At 39.8% G+C, this 26,090-nt stretch carries 30 protein-coding genes and 1 tRNA gene; 10 read left to right on the top strand and 21 right to left on the bottom strand.

The genetic code is table 11. The annotated features are described in order from the left end of the window. Positions 1-220: 220 nt before the first annotated feature. Positions 221-613, bottom strand: a complete 393-nt coding sequence (locus ACY3ZI_RS07285) for a hypothetical protein (protein WP_194952185.1) — start codon at positions 611-613, stop codon at positions 221-223. Between the two features lie 74 nt (positions 614-687). Further along, a complete protein-coding gene (locus ACY3ZI_RS07280) occupies positions 688-873 on the bottom strand; it encodes a hypothetical protein (RefSeq protein ID WP_487376794.1) in 186 nt (61 codons plus the stop codon). Between the two features lie 292 nt (positions 874-1,165). On the opposite strand from ACY3ZI_RS07280, the gene ACY3ZI_RS07275 reads away from it, so the two are divergent. Beyond that, positions 1,166-2,059 (top strand): Solitary outer membrane autotransporter beta-barrel domain, encoded by an 894-nt coding sequence (locus ACY3ZI_RS07275; protein ID WP_487376792.1) that lies wholly within the window; start codon positions 1,166-1,168, stop codon positions 2,057-2,059. Between the two features lie 636 nt (positions 2,060-2,695). Here the strand turns inward: ACY3ZI_RS07275 and ACY3ZI_RS07270 are convergent. Next, positions 2,696-2,842 carry a hypothetical protein gene (locus tag ACY3ZI_RS07270; RefSeq protein WP_487377469.1) on the bottom strand — a complete coding sequence of 49 codons (147 nt, stop codon included), beginning with the start codon at positions 2,840-2,842 and terminating at the stop codon, positions 2,696-2,698. A 1,046-nt stretch (positions 2,843-3,888) separates the two neighbouring features. Between ACY3ZI_RS07270 and ACY3ZI_RS07265 the strand changes: the two genes are divergently transcribed. Then, positions 3,889-4,143 carry a hypothetical protein gene (locus ACY3ZI_RS07265; RefSeq protein ID WP_487376790.1) on the top strand — a complete coding sequence of 85 codons (255 nt, stop codon included), beginning with the start codon at positions 3,889-3,891 and terminating at the stop codon, positions 4,141-4,143. Between the two features lie 93 nt (positions 4,144-4,236). On the opposite strand, the gene ACY3ZI_RS07260 is transcribed toward ACY3ZI_RS07265, so the two are convergent. The 6 genes from ACY3ZI_RS07260 to ACY3ZI_RS07235 all read right to left on the bottom strand — a co-directional run bounded on the left by ACY3ZI_RS07260 (position 4,237) and on the right by ACY3ZI_RS07235 (position 10,697). Next, entirely contained in the window at positions 4,237-4,536 is a 300-nt protein-coding gene (locus ACY3ZI_RS07260; RefSeq protein WP_487376788.1) for a hypothetical protein, read from the bottom strand. Positions 4,537-4,951: 415 nt separating this feature from the next. Next, complete coding sequence (locus tag ACY3ZI_RS07255; protein ID WP_487376786.1) at positions 4,952-5,920, bottom strand: Abi family protein; 969 nt, start codon at positions 5,918-5,920, stop codon at positions 4,952-4,954. A gap of 1,424 nt (positions 5,921-7,344) precedes the next feature. Further along, positions 7,345-10,095: a DUF927 domain-containing protein gene (locus ACY3ZI_RS07250; protein ID WP_487376784.1), complete on the bottom strand. Its 2,751-nt coding sequence runs from the start codon at positions 10,093-10,095 to the stop codon at positions 7,345-7,347. Further along, positions 10,092-10,271, bottom strand: a complete 180-nt coding sequence (locus tag ACY3ZI_RS07245) for a hypothetical protein (RefSeq protein WP_108478884.1) — start codon at positions 10,269-10,271, stop codon at positions 10,092-10,094. Before ACY3ZI_RS07245 ends, ACY3ZI_RS07250 begins: the two co-directional genes overlap by 4 nt. Next, positions 10,264-10,533, bottom strand: a complete 270-nt coding sequence (locus ACY3ZI_RS07240; RefSeq protein ID WP_487376782.1) for a hypothetical protein — start codon at positions 10,531-10,533, stop codon at positions 10,264-10,266. The genes ACY3ZI_RS07245 and ACY3ZI_RS07240 overlap by 8 nt, the downstream gene beginning before the upstream one ends. Beyond that, complete coding sequence (locus ACY3ZI_RS07235; protein ID WP_230085084.1) at positions 10,530-10,697, bottom strand: host cell division inhibitor Icd-like protein; 168 nt, start codon at positions 10,695-10,697, stop codon at positions 10,530-10,532. The genes ACY3ZI_RS07240 and ACY3ZI_RS07235 overlap by 4 nt, the downstream gene beginning before the upstream one ends. 190 nt (positions 10,698-10,887) lie before the next feature. Between ACY3ZI_RS07235 and ACY3ZI_RS07230 the strand changes: the two genes are divergently transcribed. Further along, positions 10,888-11,067 (top strand): YlcI/YnfO family protein, encoded by a 180-nt coding sequence (locus ACY3ZI_RS07230; RefSeq protein ID WP_255312649.1) that lies wholly within the window; start codon positions 10,888-10,890, stop codon positions 11,065-11,067. A 285-nt stretch (positions 11,068-11,352) separates the two neighbouring features. Here the strand turns inward: ACY3ZI_RS07230 and ACY3ZI_RS07225 are convergent, their stop codons facing one another. From ACY3ZI_RS07225 to ACY3ZI_RS07195, 7 genes are all read right to left on the bottom strand, one after another. Continuing rightward, the gene (locus tag ACY3ZI_RS07225; protein WP_487376778.1) at positions 11,353-12,036 is read right to left on the bottom strand and encodes a Rha family transcriptional regulator; all 684 of its coding nucleotides are present in this window, start codon (positions 12,034-12,036) and stop codon (positions 11,353-11,355) included. A 15-nt stretch (positions 12,037-12,051) separates the two neighbouring features. Continuing rightward, positions 12,052-12,387: a hypothetical protein gene (locus tag ACY3ZI_RS07220; RefSeq protein WP_487376776.1), complete on the bottom strand. Its 336-nt coding sequence runs from the start codon at positions 12,385-12,387 to the stop codon at positions 12,052-12,054. Beyond that, positions 12,387-12,605 carry a helix-turn-helix transcriptional regulator gene (locus ACY3ZI_RS07215; RefSeq protein WP_224120651.1) on the bottom strand — a complete coding sequence of 73 codons (219 nt, stop codon included), beginning with the start codon at positions 12,603-12,605 and terminating at the stop codon, positions 12,387-12,389. Before ACY3ZI_RS07215 ends, ACY3ZI_RS07220 begins: the two co-directional genes overlap by 1 nt. Positions 12,606-12,849: 244 nt before the next feature. Continuing rightward, positions 12,850-13,305, bottom strand: coding sequence for a hypothetical protein (locus tag ACY3ZI_RS07210; protein ID WP_487376773.1), 456 nt, complete (start codon positions 13,303-13,305; stop codon positions 12,850-12,852). Between the two features lie 22 nt (positions 13,306-13,327). Further along, positions 13,328-13,660 (bottom strand): hypothetical protein, encoded by a 333-nt coding sequence (locus tag ACY3ZI_RS07205; RefSeq protein ID WP_407901395.1) that lies wholly within the window; start codon positions 13,658-13,660, stop codon positions 13,328-13,330. Between the two features lie 202 nt (positions 13,661-13,862). Continuing rightward, positions 13,863-15,074: a tyrosine-type recombinase/integrase gene (locus ACY3ZI_RS07200; protein WP_487376766.1), complete on the bottom strand. Its 1,212-nt coding sequence runs from the start codon at positions 15,072-15,074 to the stop codon at positions 13,863-13,865. A gap of 174 nt (positions 15,075-15,248) precedes the next feature. Then, positions 15,249-15,336, bottom strand: a tRNA-Ser gene (locus ACY3ZI_RS07195). A 194-nt stretch (positions 15,337-15,530) separates the two neighbouring features. On the opposite strand from ACY3ZI_RS07195, the gene ACY3ZI_RS07190 reads away from it, so the two are divergent. Further along, positions 15,531-15,860 carry a TusE/DsrC/DsvC family sulfur relay protein gene (locus tag ACY3ZI_RS07190; RefSeq protein WP_036951672.1) on the top strand — a complete coding sequence of 110 codons (330 nt, stop codon included), beginning with the start codon at positions 15,531-15,533 and terminating at the stop codon, positions 15,858-15,860. Positions 15,861-15,867: 7 nt separating this feature from the next. Here ACY3ZI_RS07190 and ACY3ZI_RS07185 read toward each other — a convergent pair whose 3' ends face one another. Next, a complete protein-coding gene (locus ACY3ZI_RS07185; protein ID WP_230082502.1) occupies positions 15,868-16,146 on the bottom strand; it encodes an acylphosphatase in 279 nt (92 codons plus the stop codon). A 217-nt stretch (positions 16,147-16,363) separates the two neighbouring features. On the opposite strand from ACY3ZI_RS07185, the gene hspQ reads away from it, so the two are divergent. Beyond that, a complete protein-coding gene (hspQ, locus tag ACY3ZI_RS07180; protein ID WP_006813539.1) occupies positions 16,364-16,684 on the top strand; it encodes a heat shock protein HspQ in 321 nt (106 codons plus the stop codon). 75 nt (positions 16,685-16,759) lie between these two features. On the opposite strand, the gene ACY3ZI_RS07175 is transcribed toward hspQ, so the two are convergent. Continuing rightward, positions 16,760-17,173: a CoA-binding protein gene (locus ACY3ZI_RS07175; RefSeq protein WP_211885161.1), complete on the bottom strand. Its 414-nt coding sequence runs from the start codon at positions 17,171-17,173 to the stop codon at positions 16,760-16,762. Between the two features lie 130 nt (positions 17,174-17,303). On the opposite strand from ACY3ZI_RS07175, the gene ACY3ZI_RS07170 reads away from it, so the two are divergent. Then, positions 17,304-17,762, top strand: a complete 459-nt coding sequence (locus ACY3ZI_RS07170) for a methylglyoxal synthase (RefSeq protein ID WP_211885160.1) — start codon at positions 17,304-17,306, stop codon at positions 17,760-17,762. A 102-nt stretch (positions 17,763-17,864) separates the two neighbouring features. Here ACY3ZI_RS07170 and helD read toward each other — a convergent pair whose 3' ends face one another. Beyond that, positions 17,865-19,919 carry a DNA helicase IV gene (gene helD / locus ACY3ZI_RS07165; RefSeq protein WP_211885158.1) on the bottom strand — a complete coding sequence of 685 codons (2,055 nt, stop codon included), beginning with the start codon at positions 19,917-19,919 and terminating at the stop codon, positions 17,865-17,867. A 123-nt stretch (positions 19,920-20,042) separates the two neighbouring features. Between helD and yccS the strand changes: the two genes are divergently transcribed. Further along, on the top strand, positions 20,043-22,193 hold the full coding sequence (gene yccS, locus ACY3ZI_RS07160; RefSeq protein WP_211885157.1) for a YccS family putative transporter: 2,151 nt from the start codon (positions 20,043-20,045) through the stop codon (positions 22,191-22,193). A 66-nt stretch (positions 22,194-22,259) separates the two neighbouring features. Here yccS and ACY3ZI_RS07155 read toward each other — a convergent pair whose 3' ends face one another. After that, positions 22,260-22,862: a TfoX/Sxy family DNA transformation protein gene (locus ACY3ZI_RS07155; protein WP_187128929.1), complete on the bottom strand. Its 603-nt coding sequence runs from the start codon at positions 22,860-22,862 to the stop codon at positions 22,260-22,262. A gap of 268 nt (positions 22,863-23,130) precedes the next feature. Between ACY3ZI_RS07155 and sulA the strand changes: the two genes are divergently transcribed. Both sulA and ompA read left to right on the top strand, forming a co-directional pair. Further along, complete coding sequence (sulA, locus tag ACY3ZI_RS07150) at positions 23,131-23,697, top strand: SOS-induced cell division inhibitor SulA (protein ID WP_211885156.1); 567 nt, start codon at positions 23,131-23,133, stop codon at positions 23,695-23,697. 354 nt (positions 23,698-24,051) lie between these two features. Further along, the gene (ompA, locus tag ACY3ZI_RS07145; RefSeq protein ID WP_211885155.1) at positions 24,052-25,113 is read left to right on the top strand and encodes a porin OmpA; all 1,062 of its coding nucleotides are present in this window, start codon (positions 24,052-24,054) and stop codon (positions 25,111-25,113) included. Between the two features lie 118 nt (positions 25,114-25,231). Here ompA and matP read toward each other — a convergent pair whose 3' ends face one another. Further along, positions 25,232-25,693, bottom strand: coding sequence for a macrodomain Ter protein MatP (gene matP, locus ACY3ZI_RS07140; RefSeq protein WP_108478890.1), 462 nt, complete (start codon positions 25,691-25,693; stop codon positions 25,232-25,234). A 172-nt stretch (positions 25,694-25,865) separates the two neighbouring features. Between matP and ACY3ZI_RS07135 the strand changes: the two genes are divergently transcribed. Continuing rightward, positions 25,866-26,042, top strand: coding sequence for a GhoT/OrtT family toxin (locus ACY3ZI_RS07135; RefSeq protein ID WP_071992149.1), 177 nt, complete (start codon positions 25,866-25,868; stop codon positions 26,040-26,042). Positions 26,043-26,090 lie beyond the last annotated feature (48 nt).

Here is a 26,090-nt window from a genome sequence, read left to right as displayed (position 1 = left end):
CTAAATACGCTATTAGCTCAACAAAATGTTGACCTTTCGTTGAAGTACGTTTACCTCGCCACTATCTTGTAAGCATTGGTACAACTGGCTTTAAAGTTCATTTAGCCATGATCAATTCGGATTTATGTAAGGTAACACTAAGCGTATAGCCCCCATTTACATAATGTCAAAATTTCTAGGACGTTAGGTCAACGTAATGTCAAAATTGATGTGGCTAATGTCAATAAAGTGTACTGACACTGCCGTCCTCACTAACAACAAAAAATACTAACCGCAAGCGTTCAATGACTAAGTCTGGAACCTTATTTATTTGGGCTAAATATTGTTTTGTGTTCGGCACAGCTATACCGTATTTGTAGTCATCGTTATCCATCCTGAATATGATTTGTCCTATCGCTGTTTTAAAATCTACACCTATCGATTTAGATTGCCCTTTGGCCTCAATCATCCATGACTCTCTCGATTCAGGGTGAACACAAGATAAATCGACATTAGGTTTATTTTCAATATTAAATCCCTTACTGATAAAATGCTTCTCTATTGATTCCTGTACAAAGGATTCGTTGGGATATATATGTTCTCTGTGATATCCCTTCTTTTTTATATTATTCATAATAAGTCATTCTTCTTTCCAATATTCTATTTATGTCAATACTAAACTAAATCAACTCTTATATTTCTCTTTCGCTAACAGGTAACTATCTGCGCCCCTGCGAGCCAATAACCATTAGACCATTCGTAGAGACCTGTAGCAGTTACTGTATTTCCTTTCTGGCCGGTCATAAGCTCCAGCGCATTAATATCGAATGCCACTATCTTTAATGGGTACGGGCTGCGCTTGTCACTCTCAGCCTGAATAGTCATTGTGGCCATAACTTTACCTATGGCGGTTCTAACTCTTTCAGGGGCTTTTGTTACCGTTCCTGATGTAGTGATCCTGATTAATTTTGCTTTTCTCATTGCTGGTTTATTCATTCAGTATAATTATAATACCCACGTTGAATTATTCTTTCTTTGTAACAAGCTCAGTGCCTTTATAAGTATTTTACTCCATTAATTGCTCGCTAATTCAATGAATGTATCAATCCAACATAATTGAATTTAAAGTATGAAAAAAGTTAATGAAATCATCATGATTTTACCGTTTTACTGATAGGAATATGTAATGAAATCATTATTATCAAAGCCATTACTTTTGCTTTATACAATCTACGCATGTAGTTCTTTCAGTGATGAAAACTTAAATGCTGGGTACGCAAAATTACTAGCTCTCTCATTAACCGATGATATTAGTGCCTCAAAACTTAATTCTGATGGATTTAACTACGAGAAATACTCTTTACCGTATGAATTTAAAAACCTTTACATAACAGATGATTATTCCTTTTCTATACAATTAAAAAGTAATTACCTTAAAGTTAAATCTTCACGAATTACTATTGATTCTGTAGGCGATCTACGCGCCCGTTGGGACATTTTGAGTATCTCCGCTTCACCAAAGGTTACCTACCAAATAAACGAAAGACTTAGCCTAGAAAACGAGCTTGAATTTGGTTATGCAAATATGAGTAATAAATCCTCATTCCATGGTAGCCAGCTAATGAGAGATACATTGCGTGATGAGGGGTTGTTAGATTGGAATATGAACTCATTTCATATCACGCCTAAAATTGGACTAAAAAATACAAATAAGTTAGACAATAATGATGAAATAAATATATACGGGCATCTATCGTATATGTTTGCTAATGGCTTAGGGAATGAAAAAAAACTAAACATTAATAGTAATACAGGGACATGGTCCATTGGTGGCGAATACATTATGACTGACCTAATCAGCTTAAATGGTATAAACTTCAATCTTATCTTATCTAATGATCTTGGTGGATTCTATGGAAACAACTATAGAGAACTGTCATTTGGCTTTATTAATAACACTTCGTTAGCATTAGAAACCCCCATTAATATTTATGATAATCAAGTAAAATTACGAGCTGGGGTTGGCTATTTATCAAGCGATAACGCCCATGGAATAGCCTTAACGTTGGGAATAAGGTAAGCATTCAACTTCCACCAGAGCGATGGGCTGTTATTTTGCCCCTATGTCACTAGCCCATCGTGTCAGCCTCCTAATACTACTTGCTAACCTATCGTATCCTTTAAGTATTGTCCTTATTTATGGGTAAAACTCCATCTAACGGCTTCTATTACTTCACGTTGTAATATGGCTATACCGCCAAAGGTGTATCGATATACCTTGATTGTGCTGAGTTGGATCAATCGACCAACAAAATAATTGTAGGTAACTACGAAAGTTTTGTAGTTTAAATTTTACTCATCCCAAAGTGACGGTTTCGGGTAAATCAAATAGTCGATACGAATAATATCATTTCGCTGGCAACCAGAGTGGCAACCTCTCTTTTGGCAACCAAATTTTCAGCTCTAGCCTTAACTTTTGCCTTTAAATCTCGTTCCCATCATTTTTTCTTAGCGCATTTACTTATCGCTTGATGGGGTTATATCTCATATTGGGAGACTATTTCTCTTATAGACATTACGCCAATTCGGTAAGCCGACTCTAGTCTTTTAGACATATTCATATCCTCAAAAAAAATTAAAGAACTCACTATGATGAGCTGTGTTATTTGCAATAAAAAACCCGCTGTAGCGGGTTAATAACAATGTTGATTTTGCTTTACTTGCATTCAGGCTTGCTTGGCATCGGCATCCAGTGAGTAATATGATTACGGCTATGTTGAACGCTCCCAACCAACCTTACATTTGTGAACTCGCCAGAGTAACTAGCTACTCCAATTCCATTTTCTGTATAAACAATAAACATAGAGAATACATCGTTTGTTTTTGGTAAAGAGTCGATTACGGAAATCCAATTCATCATAAGGCCTTTGTTATTTGTATAGGGCTGTAGATTATTACATAAAAATGTATTTCGAGGTTCATCTTTGTAATATCTACTTGAGATTACTACCTTTTTAAGGTTGTGGTCATTCACGATTAACGTATAGTGACGCTTATTCATAAACTATTATTCTCTACTTTGCCCCGATCATCTGGGGCATTTTTATTTCTAATCGCTTCGGTTTCTCGTATAACTTTATCGAAGGATAACCTAGAGAAGCATTAATTATTGTCATGCATTGATTGTGCTAAATCGGAGTAATCAAAATCTATCAATCTACCAGCACAAAACATACCATTTTGCTGGCAATCAAGTCATAGATGAAAATATGTTATTTCAATGCGTACCATTCTGCGTACTTTTCACAACATTATGATTTAATTTGATTATAACGAATCATTAGAATGAACAATCTCCCCTCTGCGTACCTATTTTATTTTAGCTGGGCTTATAAACTTGTTTGATACGATGTCAGGTTTTGACAAGTTCTGATGCCAACATTCAGCGGATGAAATATCCAGCAAAATATCGCCTTTTTGGTGGATACCAAAGCGGATACCTTATTAGCAATTTTAACTATCGCCAAAACAGGTATCCTCAACGATGATCCCCCCCCTAACGCTCATACGCTATAGCTGGTGGAACGCGTACTGTCGTTTCTGTAGTTGATTTGACGCTATCAGAAGGCATAGATAAAGGGCACATTATCACTAAACAGATTAATGAGGCTGGCTATCAAACGAAAGGCGGCACGGCGTGGGATAAAAATATTTATTCAGAGTGGAAGAGCCATAAGGGTATAAAATTAAAATATATGTTATAAGACCCTTAGTTAGTATAAATAGTTAATTTTGCTTATCTAACTCACCCGTTTAATCTAAAAGGGATTGAGCGAATAAAAAATCAGGGTAGTTTTACTTTAATTCTTACCCTCCCCATATAACCATGAAATTAATAAGGAGAATGTTATGAGCGAGGTTACTTTTGTATGTAGTGAGTGTGAAAAAGAAAGTTCAGTAGAATCGAATGATTACGAGACGGAAACCGAAGTCGATGAGGGTGGTATGGGAACTCGAGTTGAGTATTGGACTGAAATTGAAACTGAATGCGAGTGTGGGAATAAAATAGAAATAATGCTCAATGATACTGAGTATCCGGAAGGTAGTTTCGAGGGTGAAACAGTCCATTCATTTTCAGGTGCAGATAGTGTAACTATTGGTTAATACTTAACTTTCTGTAATGATAAGGAAGACCAGTCTTTATAGATTGGTCTTCTTTCAGAATTGATGCTTTCAAAGTTGTGGGTTACATATGCTTCATGAGTGTTTATTAGACATGTTACGCTGGAAACCATACCATGATTCAATGTCTTCGCCGTCACAAAGCCTTTCTTTAATTGATGCTAGGAAGGTATCTCTAGCTGTTTCTGATGCGAGAAAAAGATTTTCACTGTGATGGTTTGAGCTTACAACCCAAGTGTTGTCTTTATTCCCTTTTGCACATTTATATAATCCACGATCACTTACATCTAGTACTGCTTCATAAAGGGCTATAACCTCTTCATGATCACTGTCTACATCATCTAGCCATGTATCAAAATCAGTAGTAGACGGCATATTAAACCTCCATTTGCGTCGGTGTTTATTCTCATTGTGGATTAATGTTTAACTTAACAAGTTTTAGCCCCATGAGAAATAGTAATAAAAATCCTAATGCCCCAATGTGGTACTAATCAAAACAGAGTGAAAAATAGTCATGCGATATTTTTCACTCTGTCAATAATAACCTCACCATACTTTAAGTTATACAACTACCTTACCAATCCTTATCATCCGTAATGTTATCAACATGGTAGTATTTATCCTTAAGAAACCTTGAGATTTTATCCGAATTAACGTTAGGATTTGTTAGGATTGAACACATGTTAAACCTTAAAAACTCAGCTACGGTACACATCTATATAATAATATATTTAAACTCACATAAATCAGTGATGATATGCATTTCAATCCTAATATTAAAAATAAATTATTAAGCAACATCCTCATTACTTGCTGTAATAAATCCTAAATCAGCTCCAAATGCTTCCCGAGGAAATCCTCTAGAAGACAATCCCATGTGGTTAAAGCTACATCCTGGCATGTTCGGCTTGGAATCTATAAGGTCGGCAACTTGTCTAAGCCAATTTGAGTTTGGCGCAATACGTTTAACTAAATACCAAATAACACAAACTAACCCATAGATTCGTTCTTTTTGAAGATTGGTAGAGATCAGTGAATCAAAATAAGCTGTTTGCGGTATCATTAAAGGCACATATTTACGATTCCATATTCTCGAATGATGTGCACATCTATTACGTAATATATTCAATCCATTTAACCAGTTAGCAAATGATTGAGTGTTATTTATATCGAATCGCCGTGTGATTTTTTTTTGCAAATTGCCTTTGAGCATTAAATAATATTTCGACATTTGCCCAAAATCCCACGTTTCAACCGCAACCCAAAATGGAATTTCCTTTTCCTGATCAAGATGCCAATGAATACACTCATCTCTACTCGTCTTTATTTTTCCATTAAGAGCAGTTAGCCATTGTTCGAATTTGCTATTTTCCCCTGACGTAAATCGAGGGTTCATAAAAGAAGCTTTTCTGTATGCAAGAGGGTCTAATCGACCTATTTCATGCGCAATAACTGACCTAATATGTATTTCTATGCGTTCTAAAGCATCTAGCATCAATAAACGAAGTTTTTTATCAAACAAATAGAGGTCATAGGCACTTTCAAAAGTTGTTCCAGATAGAAACTGGTCTGTTCTGCGTGAAAGGTTATCATCACCAGTAACAATTATTCTAGCTGTATACCAAAACCCTGATAACCGATAATAACCAACCTGAGTTAATTTTTTTATCGCTCGCTCATGGTCAGAAATATGCATTCCCCTTTCAAGTAAAAGGCTTAATTGCTCGGCATATTCCTTATGTGGTTTAGCTGCTATCATAATGATTTATTTAATTTTATCTGAATCATAAAATAGAAGGCCCGACCATGAGACTCACAAGGCATTTAAGCATGGAGAAACAGGGGATCGGGCTCAGTTGAGATAAAATTTACTACATATGCTAAAGAAGTCAATAGAGACAATAACGCTAGCTTTTCCCTTATTCAGACTTTTACATACCTAAAACTCAATATATAGGCAATTAAAATTCCACATGCACTATATATAGGTTTATTGATATCACCTATTAATGTGCAAGAAAAATATTTATCAACACATCGTGATATTAGTCTCAAATAAAAAATTAATAGTGTTTGTTATACTCAACTCAATATTGAACAGAACTACATGAAAAGCAGTTGACCTTAACATTTCTGTACATCCAAATTTGCGCACTAATTACGCCAACCATTGCCGCGACAGACTTTGAGCCGGTTATCACTCTGCGCAATTCGCAGTTCCGTGCGCAATTTCTAGATTGACCTTAGCATTTCTTAGCATTCGATTTGAGCACAAATCACCTCTAAGCGTTGATACATCTAGCTTTACCGTAGTTCGCACCTTGCGCACTAATTCGCAGAATGCCGATACATGCGTGCACAAATAATTTATATATTTTTTAAGGTGATAGCCATTCATGCGACTGGGTAGCGATTAATTGAATTACAATTTAATGCGTGAGGTTTCGTGAGGAGACATTGACTAAGAATACAAGGCTTTATTACGTTATCCTTATCTTAATACCCGATGTTAACTTATCTACAAATGGTATAAATGCCTGCCAGTAATAATCATCTAATCTTGCTCGTTCTGCTACTAACTTATCGAATGTAACCCACCTCATGCCTTTAGGTTTTCTAAAGTCATAAACATATTTAGTGAAATCACTAACATCTGAGCTATAGCCCCAAATAGCAAACCGCCCCACTCTAACCTTACGCCTTAGTCGATCTCAATGGCTACTTATTCGTGCTGCTCACAAATAGATCAAACCCAAAGGAGTTAATTGTCACCCTTATGGGTACTGTGGCGTTTTACCTTATATGCTTTTGGTGTATTCGTCGCAGGGGGATTTTGTTGTTTTAGCGCCAGTGTTTTAGTGGCCATTTAAATATCTATATATACAAAAAACGATTTTTCTTTGGGATAACGGGATAAGTTACTTATTTCCATTTAATTTCATAAGGTTAACTTATCCCAAACACTCTATTTTCTTATCCCAAACTTTTTATTTTTGGGATAACTTTGCCTTTTTATTAACATTTACAACAATTTATTATCATTTATTTTGGGATAACTTGGGATAACATGGGATAAATAGAGATAACTTAACCAGCTAATTTTATTACTCTTTTTATTTCTTATCCCGTTATCCCACTTATCCCAACGTTTTTGATTCATCACGGAAACTTTGTTCTGGTAGGCTATTCCTCCTCGCTATCAATTAAGACAACAAATCGCTGTTGGCTGCCATTGATACTGATAGTTTTACCGTCTACACGCCCTGATTCTGGTCTGACTAAAATACCTACCTCGTCGAGTGCCTCCGCCCCCAGTTTCTTTTGAATGCCTGAGAGTATTTCATCTTCGAACACAGACGGGATTATGTGATATTCGTTCTTGCCATCCTCTCTGCGCCCCGAAACTAAATAGCCTGCAAGGTTTGTTATCCTCCCCGCGTAAGTTCGGTCTAAATCTCCGTTACGCTTGCCGTAGGTGTAGGGTTGAAAACGGGTTAATCCATAGCGTTGAATAAAATCCCTTGCCCGTTTGACGACTTGGTATTTTTCGCGGTTACCCGTTCCGTAGTTCTCCAGCCACTCATTGAAACTATTACGAATAAAACGACTACACTCCGCTACATTCCAGCCAGTGATTGACGTTGATAACTCTGCGGTAGCGTCCAGCATGGCAAAACGTGTGGCGACTCGCTTAACCTGTGGCGACGCATCTTCAGGTAAACTTGATAACCATTCATTTTCTTTGAAGGTCACTTTCTGGTTGGCTGTGTCCTGATTATTAGCGAGATACTCAATCCATGCTCGACCAACTGCCCCACAATGCCGCGTTGATGCGCGTTTGATGGCGCGTGAATGCAAATCACCGTCATCAAGACTGTGAAACTCGACAGTATCAGTAAATGGTACGCTGACCAGACGCACTAACTGCCCCGCTTTTGGGGTGACACCATTACGAATGAGGTATGTTTCAAAATCTTCCTCACCCGTTGATAACGCCACAATAGCCCAACGTAAAACAGCTTTGTTTCCGCCGTCTTTATTACCTTGGATGCGCCCCGTACCATTGAATAAACTGTAGGCACTTCCTGCTACATGTCGCACATCATTACCCTGTCCAATTTCGTCAATCGGCATAAATCCATCATTTCGTGAAGCTGCTTCAATCGTTAGCCCGTACTTTGTCGCATCCCATGTTAATTTCAGTTCATCGGGTACACCGTAAATACTTGAGGCGGCTTCTACCGTAGTGGTTTTCCCTGCGGAGGATTGAGCAAATAAATGAATACCAAACGAGCTACCCCCTGATAGAGAGTTTAGTGGCGCAGCTAAGGCGACTAATCCACCTAAAATCATCGATTGGTTGCCTTTCATTAAATTACCGACATTCTTTCGCCAGCTTTCAGCCGTTCCCCTGACGATATAGCCCGCAACAGCAGACGTTCCACCACAAAAGGCAACAGGACGACTAGGCGTACCAATAATGTGACCATCTGGCATCACGTATGCCCCATCATGCCAACCCGCGGTATGTGTGATTGTCCATTCGTCGCGCTTTCCTTTTCGTTGAAGATAGTTCGCCAACAAATCTAACTGACCACGCTTCGTGGTGATATTGACACCCCGTGAGCGCAATCGCCCCCATCCTTGAGGTGAGCCTAGCTCACGCCTTGGAATAGCTTCATAGATAATACGATTGCTACCTTCTTGCCTCATCTGAATAACTAAATAACTGTCTTTCCCATCAGAGCCAATGCCTACCGTCTCCATTTCATCCGAAAACCATGTTTCTTTTTCGTCAATGTCACCCGTCGTATTGTTTTGCTTACGTTCGATGTAATACAAACCACCGTGTCGTTTATCAAAAAAGGGGGCTAAATCATCGTGAGTTTTGATTTTCTTTTTCGCATCGATGCGGATCACGTTGTCCTTTTTCACTACGTTACCTTCCTGTTTAGCCAACTCAGCACTAAACACCTGTTTTGCTGCCTCAATACCGTGTGATAGACGGTAATCATCCCAATCGGCTTTATCATCAGTAGTAGGCGGTAAAACCGCAATACCATTAACTGCCTTAGCTGCTTTCTCAGCCGCAAGCTTTCCCGTGTTTGGTTGGTCGGGCTTAATATCGTTATCCCCTGCAATGATAATCTTGCTCTCTGGGTATTTACTCCGCATTACCTTAGCCACATGAATTAAATTACCCGCATCAATTGCTGCCACCGCATAGGCTTCAGGATTGAGTAAATGGCACGTCATAGCAGTAGCTAATCCCTCGGTAATAATTACCGTCGAAATGCTTACAGGTTCATTAATAGGGTAGTAACTGCCATTCTTCGCACTATCGAGTAACAACCGTTTATCGCCATTGGGTTTAATGGTTTGTGCGGCTGTAATAACGCCGCCAGCATCCACTAATGGAATGATAAGAGAACCGTCCGGCAATAAATCCATCTCAAAACCGTGTAACCCTTTTGCCTTGAGATAATCCGATTCTCCTTGCTGAACATGCTCAATAAGCCGGTTATATCGCGCCGTAAAACGTTGAAGTTTTTCTCGCTGCTGGTTAGCTTGGTTTTCTGCTCGTTGTGCTCTCTGGGCTTCCTGTTGCGCTTTTACGTCATCGTTACAGCAAACGGGTGGATTGGCTGAACGAGTATCTATTCCGATAATATCAGCGACCGCTTTTGCGGCTTCGGTGACGCTGACACCAAGAACACGCTGAACTAAATCTAACCCATCACCTGAGCCACACTGGTTACAAATAAACGTACCGTTACCGTCTTTATCATCAAATCGAAAACGGTCTTTACCGCCGCAATGAGGACAAGCGGTATGCTTATTGAGAGGCACTTCTGCCCCAAGATTAGAGAGTATGGTTTGCCATTGCCCGTTCGCTTTTAATTTCACCTCGCGGATAACATCAATCGATTTCATTTCGTCGCCTCCGCCAGTGATTGCCAAATTTCACCATTTAAATCACAAGCAATAGCAATAAGGTCTAAAAGTTCTTTAGAGCACTCAGTCGCCGCCTGCTCCAATATCACGGCAAATAACGAACTACATTGCTGAGCCTTGTAAGCAGCGGCATCTAATGGAAGAGGATTACACACGTTTCACCTCCGATTTTTCCTGAACCTCCAATACCTCTATGCCGATCAGCGTAGCAATGCGTTCCAGCCAGTAGTAAAGCTCCTGTTTTTTCGGATCATCAATCGATGGCAATACTTCGCATAAAACATGGATTAAGCCCTTTCTCACTCTCAGCAAACGGCTACGGCTTCGTTCTTCTGGTGGAAGGTAATCGACATGCCCAAGCATTTCGTCAATTTCAGCTTGGATACGGAAATAATTGTCGGGGAGTAAACTGTTCATACGCTTTCTCCTTCAGCAAAACGAGCAGAGAACAAGCAAGGAGAATCAGGCAGCATTGAACGAGCCTCTTGTTCGCTGGAAGCAATAACGATGAAATACTTAAATTGCTGGCATGAGAAAAAGCGCCATAGGAATTTAGGGCGAGTTTGGGTAGACTTATACATAGCCATAGTGTTACTCCGATTAACATTGTGGTTAAACGCCTCGATAGTGTTGGTAGCACTTCGGGGCGTTGCCTTTTGGTGAATCGCACCTTCACTTTTAAATTTATCTCCAAGTGAATCGCACTTCAACCCTTTCCTTGCATTTTTTTTTGCGTATACTGACTCGCACCAATCGCATGGAGATCTAGTAATGGCGACAAGTTCAACTAACAATAAATCCCAACAGCTAAATGCCCGCTTTCCACATGAAGTAGTAGCCGATTTAGAGAAAAATTTAGAAGATGGTGAGAGTAAAGCGCAATTTATAGTTACCGCAGTAAAAGCAGAAATTAAACGCAGACAACGCAAAGCCAAGCAATCAAACGAATAACTAATAATCTGCCTCCGCTGAACAAACAGATTAAGAATACCTACGCCATCTTTTTTTTGGTTACCATTACTTGATAGGGAAGCATCTAAAGTGCTTCCCTTTTTTGTGAACTGACAAAACTCGATATCATTCTTTGTAGTGCTGCCAATAACAAAGTGAAAAAATTCACCTTTAGCAAATGATGTATATTCTCCACGTTTTAGATTGGTAAAATGCTTTACTAAATGATGACCTACTAGTAGAGATTCACTAACTTGGTAGGCATTTGTAATGATACTCATCATATTAGCCACCAATCCGCGTCATAGGGCTCATCAAACTAGCAAACTGCTCAATGCGTTGACTGACTTCACGTAACGCTTGAGTCGCCGATAACCCCGAGTTAATGGCATCCTGAAATGCCGCCTGTTCAATCTTCTGCATACAGACTAATAACCCTAACTGCTGTTCATCTGCGATTGCTCGCTCACCAGTAAGTAAGCCTGTTAATCGATTTTCGGTACGAGCTAGATTAATGTAATGATATTTCTCTGCGCCTAAGTCTCGGAGTGCGTCGCGTGACTCATGATAATGTGGTAGATATTCACGTCGAATAGGTTCAGCCGCGCATTTCTTACTAAATGCTTTGGTTACATCTAGCTTGAATTGCGTCATCTGTTCATGATTACGACCACGAACAATACGGCACATAAAATCAAATTGGTTTTCATTGAGTAGAGCGTATTTATTAATACTCGCACCCGTTGAATGTGAGCACGTCTCCGTTTGAAACGGAAGCGTGCCAAATTGACGTAAATTCTTTGCATTCTTTTTTACTAATTCAAAAAGGTTCTTATGTTTAATTCCGATGCGTTTAGCAAACAGGCGGCTATCTATTCTCGGCTCAGTTCTGTGTTGAATTAAAATAGGCTCTTGGCTGATTTCAGGGTGTGAAAATCCCTGACCCATTACGGTCATTTTATTTTTCATGGTCTTATGTCCTTATTACTCGATTGGGTACAACGATAAAATTAATTCAGATTGTGATTTTGAAATACCTTCATATCCGCCAGCATTGGCGCGGTGGTTGATGAGGTTAATTACCTTCAGCGCGTCTTTCTGGCTGCGAATACGATAACGGTAATGTGATCCAATGCCGTCAGGGTTCAGTTCGTCAATGCGCTCTAATTTAATATTTAGCTTTCTTTCTAGCTCCGAAGAATAATTACGACCTGACGATAAATGGCAGTGAATTAATATTTCATTCTCGGTAAATCCATTAATTCCTGTACCTAACATATATAAACGGGCGCGGTGTTTTTTCGGTGGCTTCTTTTCCATTAAGCTACCTCATTAGAACGAGATTCAGCAATTTTATTGGCGATCCACTCATCCACTTCCGATTCAACGAAAGCAATAGAGCGAGAACCTATTTTTACTGGCTTTGGAAATTGACCTGTTCCAATGAGATGATAAATCCACGCTTTACCATAGCCAGTACGACGCATAGCTTCAGGTAAACGAATGAGGTTTTCTTTAATTGGATTGACTACTGGCATGCTGCCCTCTGCTATCTAGTTAATACTACGCCTTGATAGACGCTCTTAGACTCAGGGGTATATTTGCATGAAAAAATGCTTTTTGATCATACCCTCAGGCATGATGGATGTCGGCAATAAAATTACCCTTAGGGCTAAGGGTGATCCTTAATAATATTTCAATAAATACCCTAAGGGTAAGTCACAGCTATGCCCTCAGGGTAAGGATACCACGATACAATTTACACTGAGGGTTAGGGTATTTTTAACGTTTGATCGGGCAAGCCACCTGTTCTATAGCTTTAGCTTGAGCATTTGAAAATTTTTTACTATCTTCTAATTCTTTAATAATCGCCTCTTGGTTTCCTCTGGTCATCCTGTCGTTTTCTGGGTCATATTTCGCCCATTCCCGATTTCTGATTTGAATTGCCAAATAAAGGGGATCATCTTCTCTGTACCTTTTTAAAAGAATAGGTCGCTCGCTTTCAAGCTTACGAAGTTGCTTCCTTAAGGAGTCAACTTCCATTTTTAGTTTTTCTACATCAGCTTCGCTTGTAGGTTTGTTATCAATATTAGTTGATACATTTGGAACAACATCTTCCAATGGAATAGATAAATCTATACCCAGCTTATCAGCTAACGTTTTTAAGTCTGACCGCCTAAATCCATATTTATCAAAATGAGGCGCAGACCAATGATCATTATTCAACCAACCTGCCATTATTTTACCTCTTAACTCTCAATCAAAATGGGATATCTAGATCTTCAAAATCCATTGGTGGCTCAGATGGCATAGGAGGTTCTGTAACCTCTGGCATGTACGTTTGCTCATGAATAACCTTGAGTAACGATTCTAGTTCAACATCTTCATAGCCACCGTCAGTTTCCTCAATAGTTCGCGCAATACCTTGCTTAACCCAAGCAGGTAATTCTTTGTTAGCATTTTCTATATATAAGAAATCAGCTATCTGAGATTCACTCACATGTGGCTGCTGTAACCTAATCCGTGTAATTAATTCTCTCAAGCTGATAAATTCATTTTCCCGAGCCTTGAGTGCCTCTGCAATATCGATCATAACGTCACCTCACGACCTCTGTAGTAGGAGCTATGTCAGCTAGTAGAGGTGTACTAGTTTTCGGGGATCAGCCTAGACATAGCTTTATTCTTAACAGTCTATAAAAGTCTACTACAGGCTATTTTTACTGTCTATTTGTCCAGTAGATTTATTTCAAACATAAAAAAACCAGCCGTTTTATTGGCTGGCTATTGCTGGTGGGTTAAGCGCGTTTAAAGTTACCATGAATCACATTATCGCCGTTCTCTAATGCGTCCATGTAATCTGCATACCATTGAAGCATTTCTCTACGACCATCAATATACTGAGCGTGGTTATACGTTCCACGTATAGAGTTTTTATCGACATGCGCTAACTGTGTTTCAATCCATGCTGAGTTATAGCCTTGCTCATGTAGGATGGTGCTCATTGTGTGCCTAAATCCGTGACCTGTGGCTCTCCCACTATAACCCATGCGCCTAATCATCGTATTAAGTGCCATATCTGATATGTGCTTTCTATAATCAGTACGGCTGGGGAATATATATTGATAACTTCCACTAATGGAGTGTATTTGCTTCAGCAAATCAATAACCTGATCCGATAGTGGTACAATATGAGGGCGGCGCATCTTCATTTTTTCAGCCGGTATTTCCCATACTCCAGTATCAAAGTTAATTTCTGACCATTCTGCTTTTCTCAATTCTCCTGGTCGAACTCCAGTTAAAATAAGTACTCTTAGTGCCACTCTAACAATCTGGCTACCCATATACTTATCTATAGAAGAAAGAAACTCTGGTAATTCACTTACTGAAAGGTAGGCGTAGTGCTCACGTTTATGTGGAACAAAGGCGCTAGCTAAATCTGGTGCAGGGTTATACTCTGCCCTACCAGTAATAATGGCGTACCTCCACACCTCACCACAACGTTGGCGCACTTTCTTTAGCTTCTCCGTTGCTCCGCGCTTTTCCATAATAGAAAGCACGTCGAGTAGTTCCATTGGTTTGATCTCGGCAATCGGGCGATTACCTATATAGGGGAAGACGTCTTTTTCGAAAGCATCCATCATGTCATCACGATAACCAACAGACCAGCGATCCTTTCTGCCCTCATACCATTCAAGAGCAATATTTTTAAAGGTGTTTACAGTTTTGTTAATTATTGCCGCTTTTTCTGCTTTTCTGACTTCACTTGGATTAATGCCATTGGCAACCTGTTTTCGCGCTTCATCTCTTTTCGCTCTTGCTTCGTTGAGAGTGACAACAGGATAGATACCTAACGATATCATTTTAGTTTTGCCTGCGAACTGATAGCGATAACGCCAACCTTTCGAACCATTAGTTTCAACTAATAAAGATAGTCCGTTACCATCCGCCAGCGTGTATGCCTTTTCTTTTGGTTTGGCGCGTTTAATTGCCATGTCAGTTAGCTTCATAAATCACCAATATTGTATAGGAAAATCGTAGAGGAAATTTCTATACAAAAAACTATACAATAAATTGTAGAGATTTAGAAAGACGTTAGTAGACTTAGGTAGAGTGAGATTTCGTTAGAATGCTTGATTTTACTGGGATTAGTAGACTTTGAGAGACTTGATTGGAAGTGAAGATGGCGGAGGAGGAGAGATTCGAACTCTCGGATGGTTTCCCATCGGCGGTTTTCAAGACCGCTGCCTTCAGCCGCTCGGCCACCCCTCCGCAATGACGAGCACTATAATCATCTGCGCTTTCAATGTAAACCCCTAATTTGTTCGTTCGCTTTAAAAATAGACGCACATTGATTCAATGGATGAAATTATCAACATTTTTTCCTATTCCAACAGGGTTTACTTGGGTTATTGCTGGTTTTTTGCTAAATTTGCGGTCTACTTTTGTTTGGATAGAAATTAAGTATGTTGGTTTTTAATAATCAAGAAATTGAAACAGACTCGCAAGGCTACCTACTTGATAGCCAACAATGGAGCGAAGATCTTATTCCGCTACTCGCTGCGCAAGAAGAAATTGAACTCACTGACGAGCATCTCGAAATTATCCGTTTCGTTCGTGCGTTCTATTTAGAATTTAATACATCACCAGCGATCAGAATGTTAGTTAAAGCGGTTTCTCAGCAGTTTGGGGAAGAAAAAGGCAACAGCCGTTATTTATATCGACTGTTTCCTCAAGGTCCTGCGAAGCAAGCGACAAAACTTGCAGGTCTTCCTAAACCCGTAAAATGTATTTAAGAACACGCTAATAGCGGACGGAAAAATCCGCTATTGGTTCCGTATGCCAATTTTCACTAAAGTAGTGATCGATTTTAGCGCCTGGAGGCCCGCCTGCTTTCAGCCAGTCATCGACAAATTCAATATCCTGCTCGGAACCATAAATAGCCAGTTTCACACTGCCATCATCCCGGTTATAAACAAAACCTTTGATCCCATTTTGATTCGCCCAATGATAGGTTTGGTAACGAAACCCAACACCTTGGACTCGTCCATAAATATAGAAATAACGACCTGTTGCTGTCATATAAGCCTCCGATGTCATTACTTAATCAATTAAAACCCTCTGACGCAGTTGTTTTTTATTCATTCAGCAGATAATCTGATTATTGAGGCACTGCTTTTCGTTATTACTTAAAGACAGTGTATTGCGTTATGAGTAATTGTCCACACATTGGCTTGAAAACGCACAGCACTGCCCACATGTAGTTTACAGTACAAGCAAGGCTTTTAAGGAGGTCGCTATGATGATCACCAGTAAATATGGAATCGGGCAACAAGTCAGACACAAACTTCTCGGCTACCTTGGGGTAGTTGTTGATGTTGACCCTGAATACTCGCTCGACCAACCACATGATGATGACATTGCATCCAACAGTACATTACGCGATCTGCCTTGGTATCATGTCGTCATGGAAGATGATAATGGGGAAGCGGTTCATACTTATTTAGCAGAAGCACAGATTACTTATGAGATGACTGATGACCATCCAGAACAACCTTCTATGGATGAGTTAGCAGAATCGATAAGATCCCAACTACAAGCTCCGCGTCTACGTAACTGATCATGAACGCAATCCAGTAAAGCAGCCCACCAGCTGCTTTATTTTTTCACATTACCGTCGATGAACTCACGATGCTTATTTTTCTAAACCTAATGCTGGAATTTCTTGTTTAGGGCATTTATCCATCACGCACTGTAACCCCGCATTCACGGCAATTTTTTGTGCCTCTTCGCTAATAACCCCTTTTTGTAGCCATAAGACTTTAGCTTTAATAGCGACAGCTTCATGAGCAACACCGACTGCTGCATCAGCGTTTCTAAAAACATCAACCATATCAACAGGATTAGGGATTTCACTCAGCTGTGCATAAACTTGCTGTCCTAATAATGTTTGCCCCGCGAGCTTCGGACTCACCGGAATAACCTGATACCCCTGATGTAAGAGATATTCCATGACTTCATAGCTTGGGCGGTCTGTACGGTCACTCGCGCCAACTAATGCAATTGTCTTAACGCTCGTTAGAATTTCAGCAATTTCTTGATCTCTCATCAAAATATCTCCCAAAATCAGTAAACTATTCATATACATTATGATATATGTTGTACATCTTTGTTCACTCAATTTTTAAGATGCGTGACAGCTATCTATTTGTGATGCCAATCTTGTTTAAGGGAACCTCATGGAATCTACCACCCGAAAAATCGCAGCTTCAAAAAATATTGCTTTAGTTGCCCATGACCACTGTAAATCATCCTTGCTCGGTTGGGTAACCAAAAATAAAACGAAATTAAGCTCACACAAGCTGTTTGCAACAGGTACTACTGGGAGCTTAGTCAATAAAGAAACACGTTTACCCGTTACCGGTATGTTGAGCGGCCCAATGGGCGGTGACCAACAAATTGGTGCCATGATTGCAGAGCAGAAAATCGACCTACTCATTTTCTTTTGGGATCCGTTAAATGCCGTTCCTCACGATCCAGATGTCAAAGCGCTTCTGCGATTAGCCACTGTATGGAACATTCCTGTTGCCACTAACCCTGCTACTGCTGATTTTCTGATTACCTCCCCTTTCTTTGATGGGGAAATTGATATTGTGATCCCTGATTATCAAAGCTATTTAAATAAACGCACTAATTAATAGTACGCCTGAAAATAGTCGTAAATGAATAAAAAACTGCGCCATCAGTATACTCAATGGCGCAGTTTTCATTTTTAAGCTCTGAATTTTAATAAGCGATTTTTAAGGTTTTTTCTGTCTAGGTACGCCCATTTGCCTTAGCTCTTCAACAAATTCGGATGGATTATCAGGGTTATACAATAACCATGCTTGCTGCTTCGCTCTCGTCAACGCCACATAAAATAGTCGTCGCTCTTCCGCATGTTCAAAATGTTCTGGTTGCGGCAGCAAAGCGTCTTCAATAATCGACTCCCGCGCAGGCGCTGGGAATCCCTCTTTACCACCATTTAAACCACAAATAATGACATGATCCGCTTGTTGACCTTTCGATGCATGCATGGTCATAAATTGAATTTTCAATTTCGGCCAGCGTGTTTCCGCTTTATTAAGAATTTCCGGTTTTAAATAATGGTAACGAGCCAAAATTAAGATATTTTCATCATCTAAAACATAACCACTCATTTTATCCAGCAAACGCTCTAGCGCATCTTCATACAATAAAACAACTGATTTCTTATTACCTTTTGTTAGGCTATTTAATGGCTTATCTAACTGGCTTGGGTTCTGTAACACAAAACGATTCGCAACATCACCAATGCGCTCATTAAACCGGTATGTTGTATCTAATGCGCATAAATCCCCTTCACCAAAATGCGTTTTAAATGACGTCGTCAAATCCAATTCAGCGCCACTAAAGCGATAGATTGCCTGCCAATCATCACCAACCGCAAATAAACAGGTTTGCTTATTTTGTTGGCGTAATGCATGTAATAATTTGGCTCTCAGTGGTGAAATATCTTGGAATTCATCAACTAAAATATGTTTCCACGGGCTAATAAAACGCCCTTTTTCAATAATATTGACCGCTTGATGGATAAGACCGGAGAAATCAATCGCACCTTCATCTTTGAGAGCACTCTTCCAAGCTTTCAATAACGGAGCCATTAAACGAATTCGTTTTTGGAATAGCGCACGAATTTCTTCCCGCGTATTGTCAATCATCTCTTTTTGGCTACCGCCATGAGAGCGGATCAAACTCAACCAGCGTTCTAGTCGAACGACCACTTTGCGACTAATTTTTTCATCATTCCAAAACTCACCGTCAGGAATATTCCACTGCAATTCTTCTGACAGCCACTCTCGCCAACCTTTCGCTTGGGCTTTTTTACTGGAGCACTGCTCTCGCCATTCATTCAACAAGAGAGATTGACGTTTGTCGGTATCCGACTCTAACGCACTAATTACCGGTGACTTATTGCTACCTTCGCGGATAATCTGCAATGCAAGTGCGTGAAATGTCTTCGCTTCAATCTCTTTTTGTTGTAAACGAGACTGAATCCGCTCATTCATCTCTTCCGCAGCTTTACGCCCAAACGCCAACAATAAGATTTGCTCAGGTTTAGCCAGCTCTCTTAATAGAAGCCATCCTGCCCTTGCAACCAGCACCGATGTTTTTCCGCTGCCCGCTCCCGCTAAAACTAAAACATTATCTTCGCCATTAATGACTGATAATGATTGAGAATAATTTAATGGAGAGGATTCAATATGTTGGAAAAAATCATCGTAGCGCGTTAGAACTGACTGGCACCAATTCTGGTTATTTTGCTTACGGCATTGCTCACTATTCGTTAGCCACTGCCTGCAAAATTGGTAATGTGCGGCACAGTTTTCAAATAAAGGCATGCGAACGAGGGGTAAAGGAAGTGATGAAAACTGCTGAGTGATCCTTTCTTTTATTGATTGCAAGCTACGTAAACTTAACCACGCATCTTGCTGAGTTTGTTGTAAAATCGACTGGGTTAAAGACGTTAATACTTGAGCACTGACCTCGCTCATTTCGACGCTCCATTGCTGCCATTTTTCATTCAAAAAATGGTAGAAACGCTGAGTTTGTTTCCACTCTGTGCCGTGTAAACGAACGACTTGTTCATCTAAAACTTCAAATTCCAATTCCCCCCAGACGATCCCTCGCTTACAGCGAATATCGACTAGCTCATTGAAGGGAATAAGATATTGATGGTTTTCACCACTAACTTCGATGCCTGCATTAAGTAAGCGAACCCGATTATAGGGATGCTGAGCCAGGCGCTGTCCAATCTGTGTCGATTTCAGTTCCATACGTTCTGCACCTGTGTGAATCATTCGTGAAAATAATCAAAGCATAATTGCTAATAGTTTTTTATTCTACGTAAACACGTTATTCTATATAGATAAGGATTTGTCTTACCACTGAGGTACTTTGTGCTAACGCTGCTAACCAGTTATCGTCGTGTGCTCTATAACAGCCATATTTTATATTATATCCGAATCTTAATTGCGCTGACAGGCACAACCTTGGTTCCATGGCTTTTAGGCTTAGAGCCTAAAGTCACGATCCCTTTAACTCTAGGCGTTGTCGCTGCCGCACTCACTGACTTAGATGATAGATTGACTGGCAGAATAAAAAATTTAATTATCACTTTATTCTGTTTTTTAATTGCCTCAGTCTCTATTGAGTTACTTTTTCCTTACCCCGTTTTATTCTTTTTTGGGTTAGCATTCTCAACCTGCGGTTTTATCTTACTTGGCGCATTAGGGCAACGTTATGCCACTATCGCTTTCGGTGCTCTGCTAATTGCAATATACACCATGCTGGGCGTACCTATTTTTGATACTTGGTATATCCAACCAGCGCTCTTATTAACTGGCGCCATTTGGTACAACATTCTCACTCTCATCGGGCATATCCTTTTCCCTGTTCGCCCACTACAAGATGCCATTACGCAGTGTTATCAGCAGCTTTCGGCTTATCTTGATGCAAAGGCAAACTTATTTGATCCTGATCTTGAAGATGACTATCAGCAATCAGTCTATGATTTAGCCTTAGTAAACAGTACGTTAGTCAGTACAATGAATCAGGCAAAAATATCGCTACTCAGCCGATTGAAAGGCGATAGAGGTCAGCGAGGCACGCGTAATACATTGCAATATTACTTTGTCGCCCAAGATATTCATGAACGAGCTAGTTCATCACATATTCAATATCAACAGCTTAGCCGTCGTTTACGTCATTGTGATATTTTGTTTCGCTTTCAACGCTTATTAACCATGCAAGCCAGAGCCTGCCAGCAGGTTGCTCAATCCGTGTTATGGCGCAAGCAGTATCAACATAATCCACGCTTTGAGCGCACATTTACGTATATTGAAAACTCCTTGCAGCTACTCCAGCAACAATCTCCTGAATTGCATGAAATCAAAGCATTACGAAATTTGCTAAAAAACCTCAAAGGAATTGATGTCCAACTAAAAGGCTTGAGCTTAGGCCAAGCTTCTTGGCAGCAAAATAATAAGCAAATTGAGCAGTTATCTGACGAATCAGTCTCGGGTATTCGTGATGTATTTGCCCGCTTCAAACATCATTTAACCCCAAAATCCTCGCTGTTTCGCCATGCAGTGAGAATGTCAGCCTTGCTTTGCACTGGCTACGTGATTATTCAATTATTTGATTTGGAACGCGGTTATTGGATCTTACTCACTAGCTTATTTGTTTGCCAACCCAACTATAATGCGACAAAGCGCCGTCTAGCATTACGTATTACAGGCACTTTGTTAGGCATAGCCATTGGGTTACCTTTACTCAATATCGTGCCATCCATTGAGGGGCAACTCACCCTAATCGTTATCACCGGGCTATTGTTCTTCATGTTCCGTAGCAGCCAATATGCTCAAGCAACACTGTTTATTACATTGCTAGTGCTATTTTGTTTCAATTTACTCGGTGAAGGTTTCGAAGTCGCATTACCTCGAATTATCGACACTCTAATTGGCTGTTTTATCGCATTACTTGCCGTCAGTTTTATTTGGCCTGACTGGAAATTTCGACAGTTACCGCAAGTAGTGCAGAAAACGATGGATAGCAACTGCCGTTATTTAGATGCGATTTTACAGCAATATTATCACGGTAAAGATAATAGCTTGGAGTACCGTGTTGCGAGACGTGACGCCCATAATAATGATGCAGAATTTGCTTCAATTGTTTCAAATATGGCATCGGATCCTAAGTCATACCAAATCACGCAAGAACAAGCGTTCCGCTTACTGTGTTTAAACCATACATTACTGAGCTATATTTCAGCACTCGGCGCCCATCGAGAGCAAATGCAAAACGAAGCGAATCTCACCTTATTAAATGATGCAATCTGCTATATCGAATCGTCTATTCAAGTCACATCCTTAGATCCCGCTATTATTGATGAAAAGTCAGAGCGCCTAAGAGTGAGCTTACTGAATCGCATTGACCATGCCTCTAGCGATGACGATGAGAAAACAGTCTTGATCATGGAACAAACTAAATTACTGGTTGAATTAATTCCTGAAATAAAATCAATGATTAAACAGATTAGCTTGTCATAAAATAAACTGATGAGCGGGCATTAAAACCTATAAATGGTCATGCCCGCTGATTTGAAAGAATGAAAATTAGTTCATGCTGTTAAACCAGTTAATGAGCTCCTGCCGAGTTCGAGAAGGTAATACTTCACTATGGCACCCCTCAATAGCCGCAGCCAATCCAATCAACTGTTTTACACTTGGTATCAGCTTCCCATGCTGTTTTAGTTTCAAGAAGCACGCTTTAGCCCCAATCATAATGAGGTCTTCAGCATGGAAAATCCCAATTTTCCCAAGCGCCCTCTCCATTGCCATGTTCATATTAGGCAAGTCCTTGATGCGTACCGCCGCTGACTCTCTTTGTTGAGTTTCTTCCATGGCTGAACGGTAAGCTAATTCAATAATGTGACTCAATATTGATGGGTTACACCAGGCCTCTTCCGGAAGTTGGTAATAGCGCATCTCTAGAGGAATGCCTCTTTTGCTGTATACCAACCGCTCAAACCCAACTGATTCAAAATAGCTACGAGAAAACAGGCACCCACGAACATAGAATTGCCCATCCAGTACTAACCCCACCAGTGCATTATCAATGCACAAACAGTATCCACCGAAATGGTTTTTCTTTTTTAGCGCGCCAAACTGCCCCAAAATTTGTTGTAAAAGGGAACTTCTTTCATTTTGTAATGACACTTTTCCATCTCCTTATGAATAAAAAAAACACAATCGTCCTTGAGCTTCAAGCAATAAAAAAACAACTGTTTTTACATATAATTATGTTTAATCGATTTTAAAGTTTCAGTTAAAAATGCCAAGTATAACTCGCATAAAAACCACAAAGTTGCGAAGCGCTTTGTAAAAATAGCCTTGATATTGTATAAATATACAGTTACTGTATGTTCATACAGCACTTATCTCCATGAAACATTGTTCTACATGTAAAATTGTAGCGAGGTGAATTATGAGTATTTCTACTTGGAATAGCGCAACAACACATTCTCTTAATCATTTTACTAATGATAGCTTCACGCATGATCGTCTTACACATAGCAATTTAGGAAACGTAACCCCAGCAATGAGTTTTGCTAATGGTGCAATACAACAAGGTATGGTGAGCGAGCTAGTCTATAACGAACAACACCCAATTATGGATTACATCTTGCTACCGATGTTGCGCCAGTTTGGTATTCAATCACGTTGGCTATTATGGCTGAGCCCAGATAAAAAACTGAGTAAACACTGGTTAGAGCAAGCTGGTTTACCCACCAACAAAATCATGCAATTTAACCAAGTTAATTCAATTACGACCATTGATGCCATGGAAAAAGCATTAAGAAGCGGTAATTACAGTGTCGTATTAGGATGGTTGCCAGAAATAAATGAGCAAGATTTTATTCTTTTACAAAATGCGGCAGAAGCAGGTCATTCGATGGGATTCATTATGAGACCAGAAAAAACATATAATACAAGCTCAGCGGATATTAGACATCAAAACCTTTTAAAGATTCACGCCAATAACATTCACTAAACAATAATAAGATTTTTCTTACGAAATTTTACATTCATCAAGATAATTATAAAGAAATATATTTAAATTCTTTAAAAACAATAAGATGCGTTTATTAACAACAAAATGGGTAATATATTTATCTCTCTGATTTCAACGGTAAAAAAAGACTTTTTTTAACCTTTATTGCTTACCATACTTGTATCTTTTGGAGTTCGTTGTAGACTTTAGCCTGTTAAGCTCATGACATTATTTTTTTACTTTTCGTAAATTTTTGTGGATAATGTCAGCTGAACCTAGCAATTAAATTGAACCAATGGCAAATAATAAGGCTCACGAAGCCAAGCCAATATTGGATGATAACGAGGCGTAAAAATGAAAAAGACAGCTATCGCGGTAGCAGTAGCAGTGGCAGCATTTGCAACTGTTGCACAAGCAGCTCCAAAAGATAACACTTGGTACACTGGTGGTAAATTAGGTTGGTCTCACTACGAGCACGCTAAATTTACTGATGAAGACGGTGACACCGTTGGTACTGGCAAAAAAACTCGTGACCAATTAGGTGCGGGTCTGTACGCAGGTTACCAATACAACCAGTACATGGGCTTCGAAATGGGCTACGACTGGTTTGGTAAAATGAAGTACAAAGGTGAAAACCCAGGTAGCGTTTCTTCAATGGGTGTTTCTCTGACTACCAAACTGAGCTATCCAATCATGGAAGACTTAGACGTTTATACTCGTCTGGGTGGTATGGTTTACCGTACAGAAGCTAAAGTTAACGCTCTTGGTAAAGAAACTGACACTGGCGTTTCTCCAGTTTACGCACTGGGTCTTGAGTATGCTATCACTCCAGAATTAGCGACTCGTTTAGACTACCAGTGGGTTAGCCGCATGGGCGACAAAGACAACATCGGTGTTAGCCCAGATAACGGCATGCTGAGCGTTGGTCTTGCATACCGTTTCGGTCAAGAAGCAGCTCCAGTTGTTGCTCCAGCAGTAGTTGCTGAGCCAGCAGCTCCAGTTGTTGAAAACAAACGCTTCACTCTGCGTTCAGACGTTCTGTTTAACTTCAACAAAGCGACTCTGAAACCAGAAGGTCAGCAAGCACTGAACGAACTGTACAACGAACTGAGCAACATCGACCCAACTCAAGGTCGCGTGCTGGTAGTTGGTTTCACAGACCGTATCGGTTCACAAAACTACAACCTGCCACTGTCACAAAAACGTGCTCAGTCAGTAGTAGACTACTTAGTATCTAAAGGCGTTCCAGCAAGCGCAATCGCTGCTGAAGGTCGTGGTAAAGAAGATCCAGTAACTGGTAACAAATGTGACGCAGTTAAAGGCCGTGCAGCTCTGATCGAGTGCTTAGCGCCAGACCGTCGCGTTGAAATCGAAATCCAAGGTACAACTGAAGTTGTAACTCAACCAGGCGCTTAATTTATAGCCCTAGTTTGAATTTCGAACTAAATATAAAAAGCCCCAATTTTTTGGGGCTTTTTTTTCATCCTTAGAAATAAAGATCGTTACAGTAATCCATTTGTTCAACTGCAAATCGTTACTCTTTCTCCGACTTACCTAAGATCGCTTGAAGATCATGCTTCAATAAACTCATTTGGCTCTCATACTTATCTTTATGTTCCGCATCTTCAATTAGCTGAATAATCGTCTCTGATAAGGTTTTATTCCGTTTTACTGCCAAATTAGATAGTCGTTGCCAAACCGAATAATTTAAATCAATCGACTTTTTTCGAGTATGTGGATGTTCAGCATTAAAGTGACGTTTACGACGCGCACGAATACTCTGTTTCATACGGTTATCTAATTGAGGGGACATGTGATCTGCAATCCACTTCAATACATCCACAGGCGTATTTTCCAGCTTTAACAACAGCTCAATTGCCTCTTGCTCCGCACTTCTTTCTATATATCGGGTAATAGGCTCCCCGCTTCTCGCTTTATTGACTAGATATTCCCATTTCCAGCCACATTCAAGATTTTCAAGTTGCTGATATTTCATATTTTTTCCCGAAGAAAATCGTACCTATCATTATATTAGCAATAATATAAGAAAAATGCTCAAGGTGGATTTCATTTAATCGATTATCCATTGATTAACACAAAGAAAATAACAGTAAATAAAAAAATAGTGTACAATTCGCATCCACACGTTAACAAACCACTAAAATCGCATGTCCACTTTTGAACACATACTTCTTATCTATGGGATTGGAGGAGTATGTTCAGCGTTATTCGCCCTGCTAGTAACCAAAGATCCTAGTTTTTGCATGAGATTATTGAGCGCGCTTCTGATTGGCTTTACATGGCCACTGAGTTTACCCGTCGCACTCATGTTTTCTTTATTCTAACTCGATATTTCGACAAATATTGCTGCAAGATTAGCGTTCAAAGGCTAA

Source organism: Providencia sp. LY12, assembly GCF_057621555.1.
The sequence above is the reverse complement of the archived record's forward strand: the minus strand, read 5'-3'. Positions and strand labels throughout refer to the sequence as shown.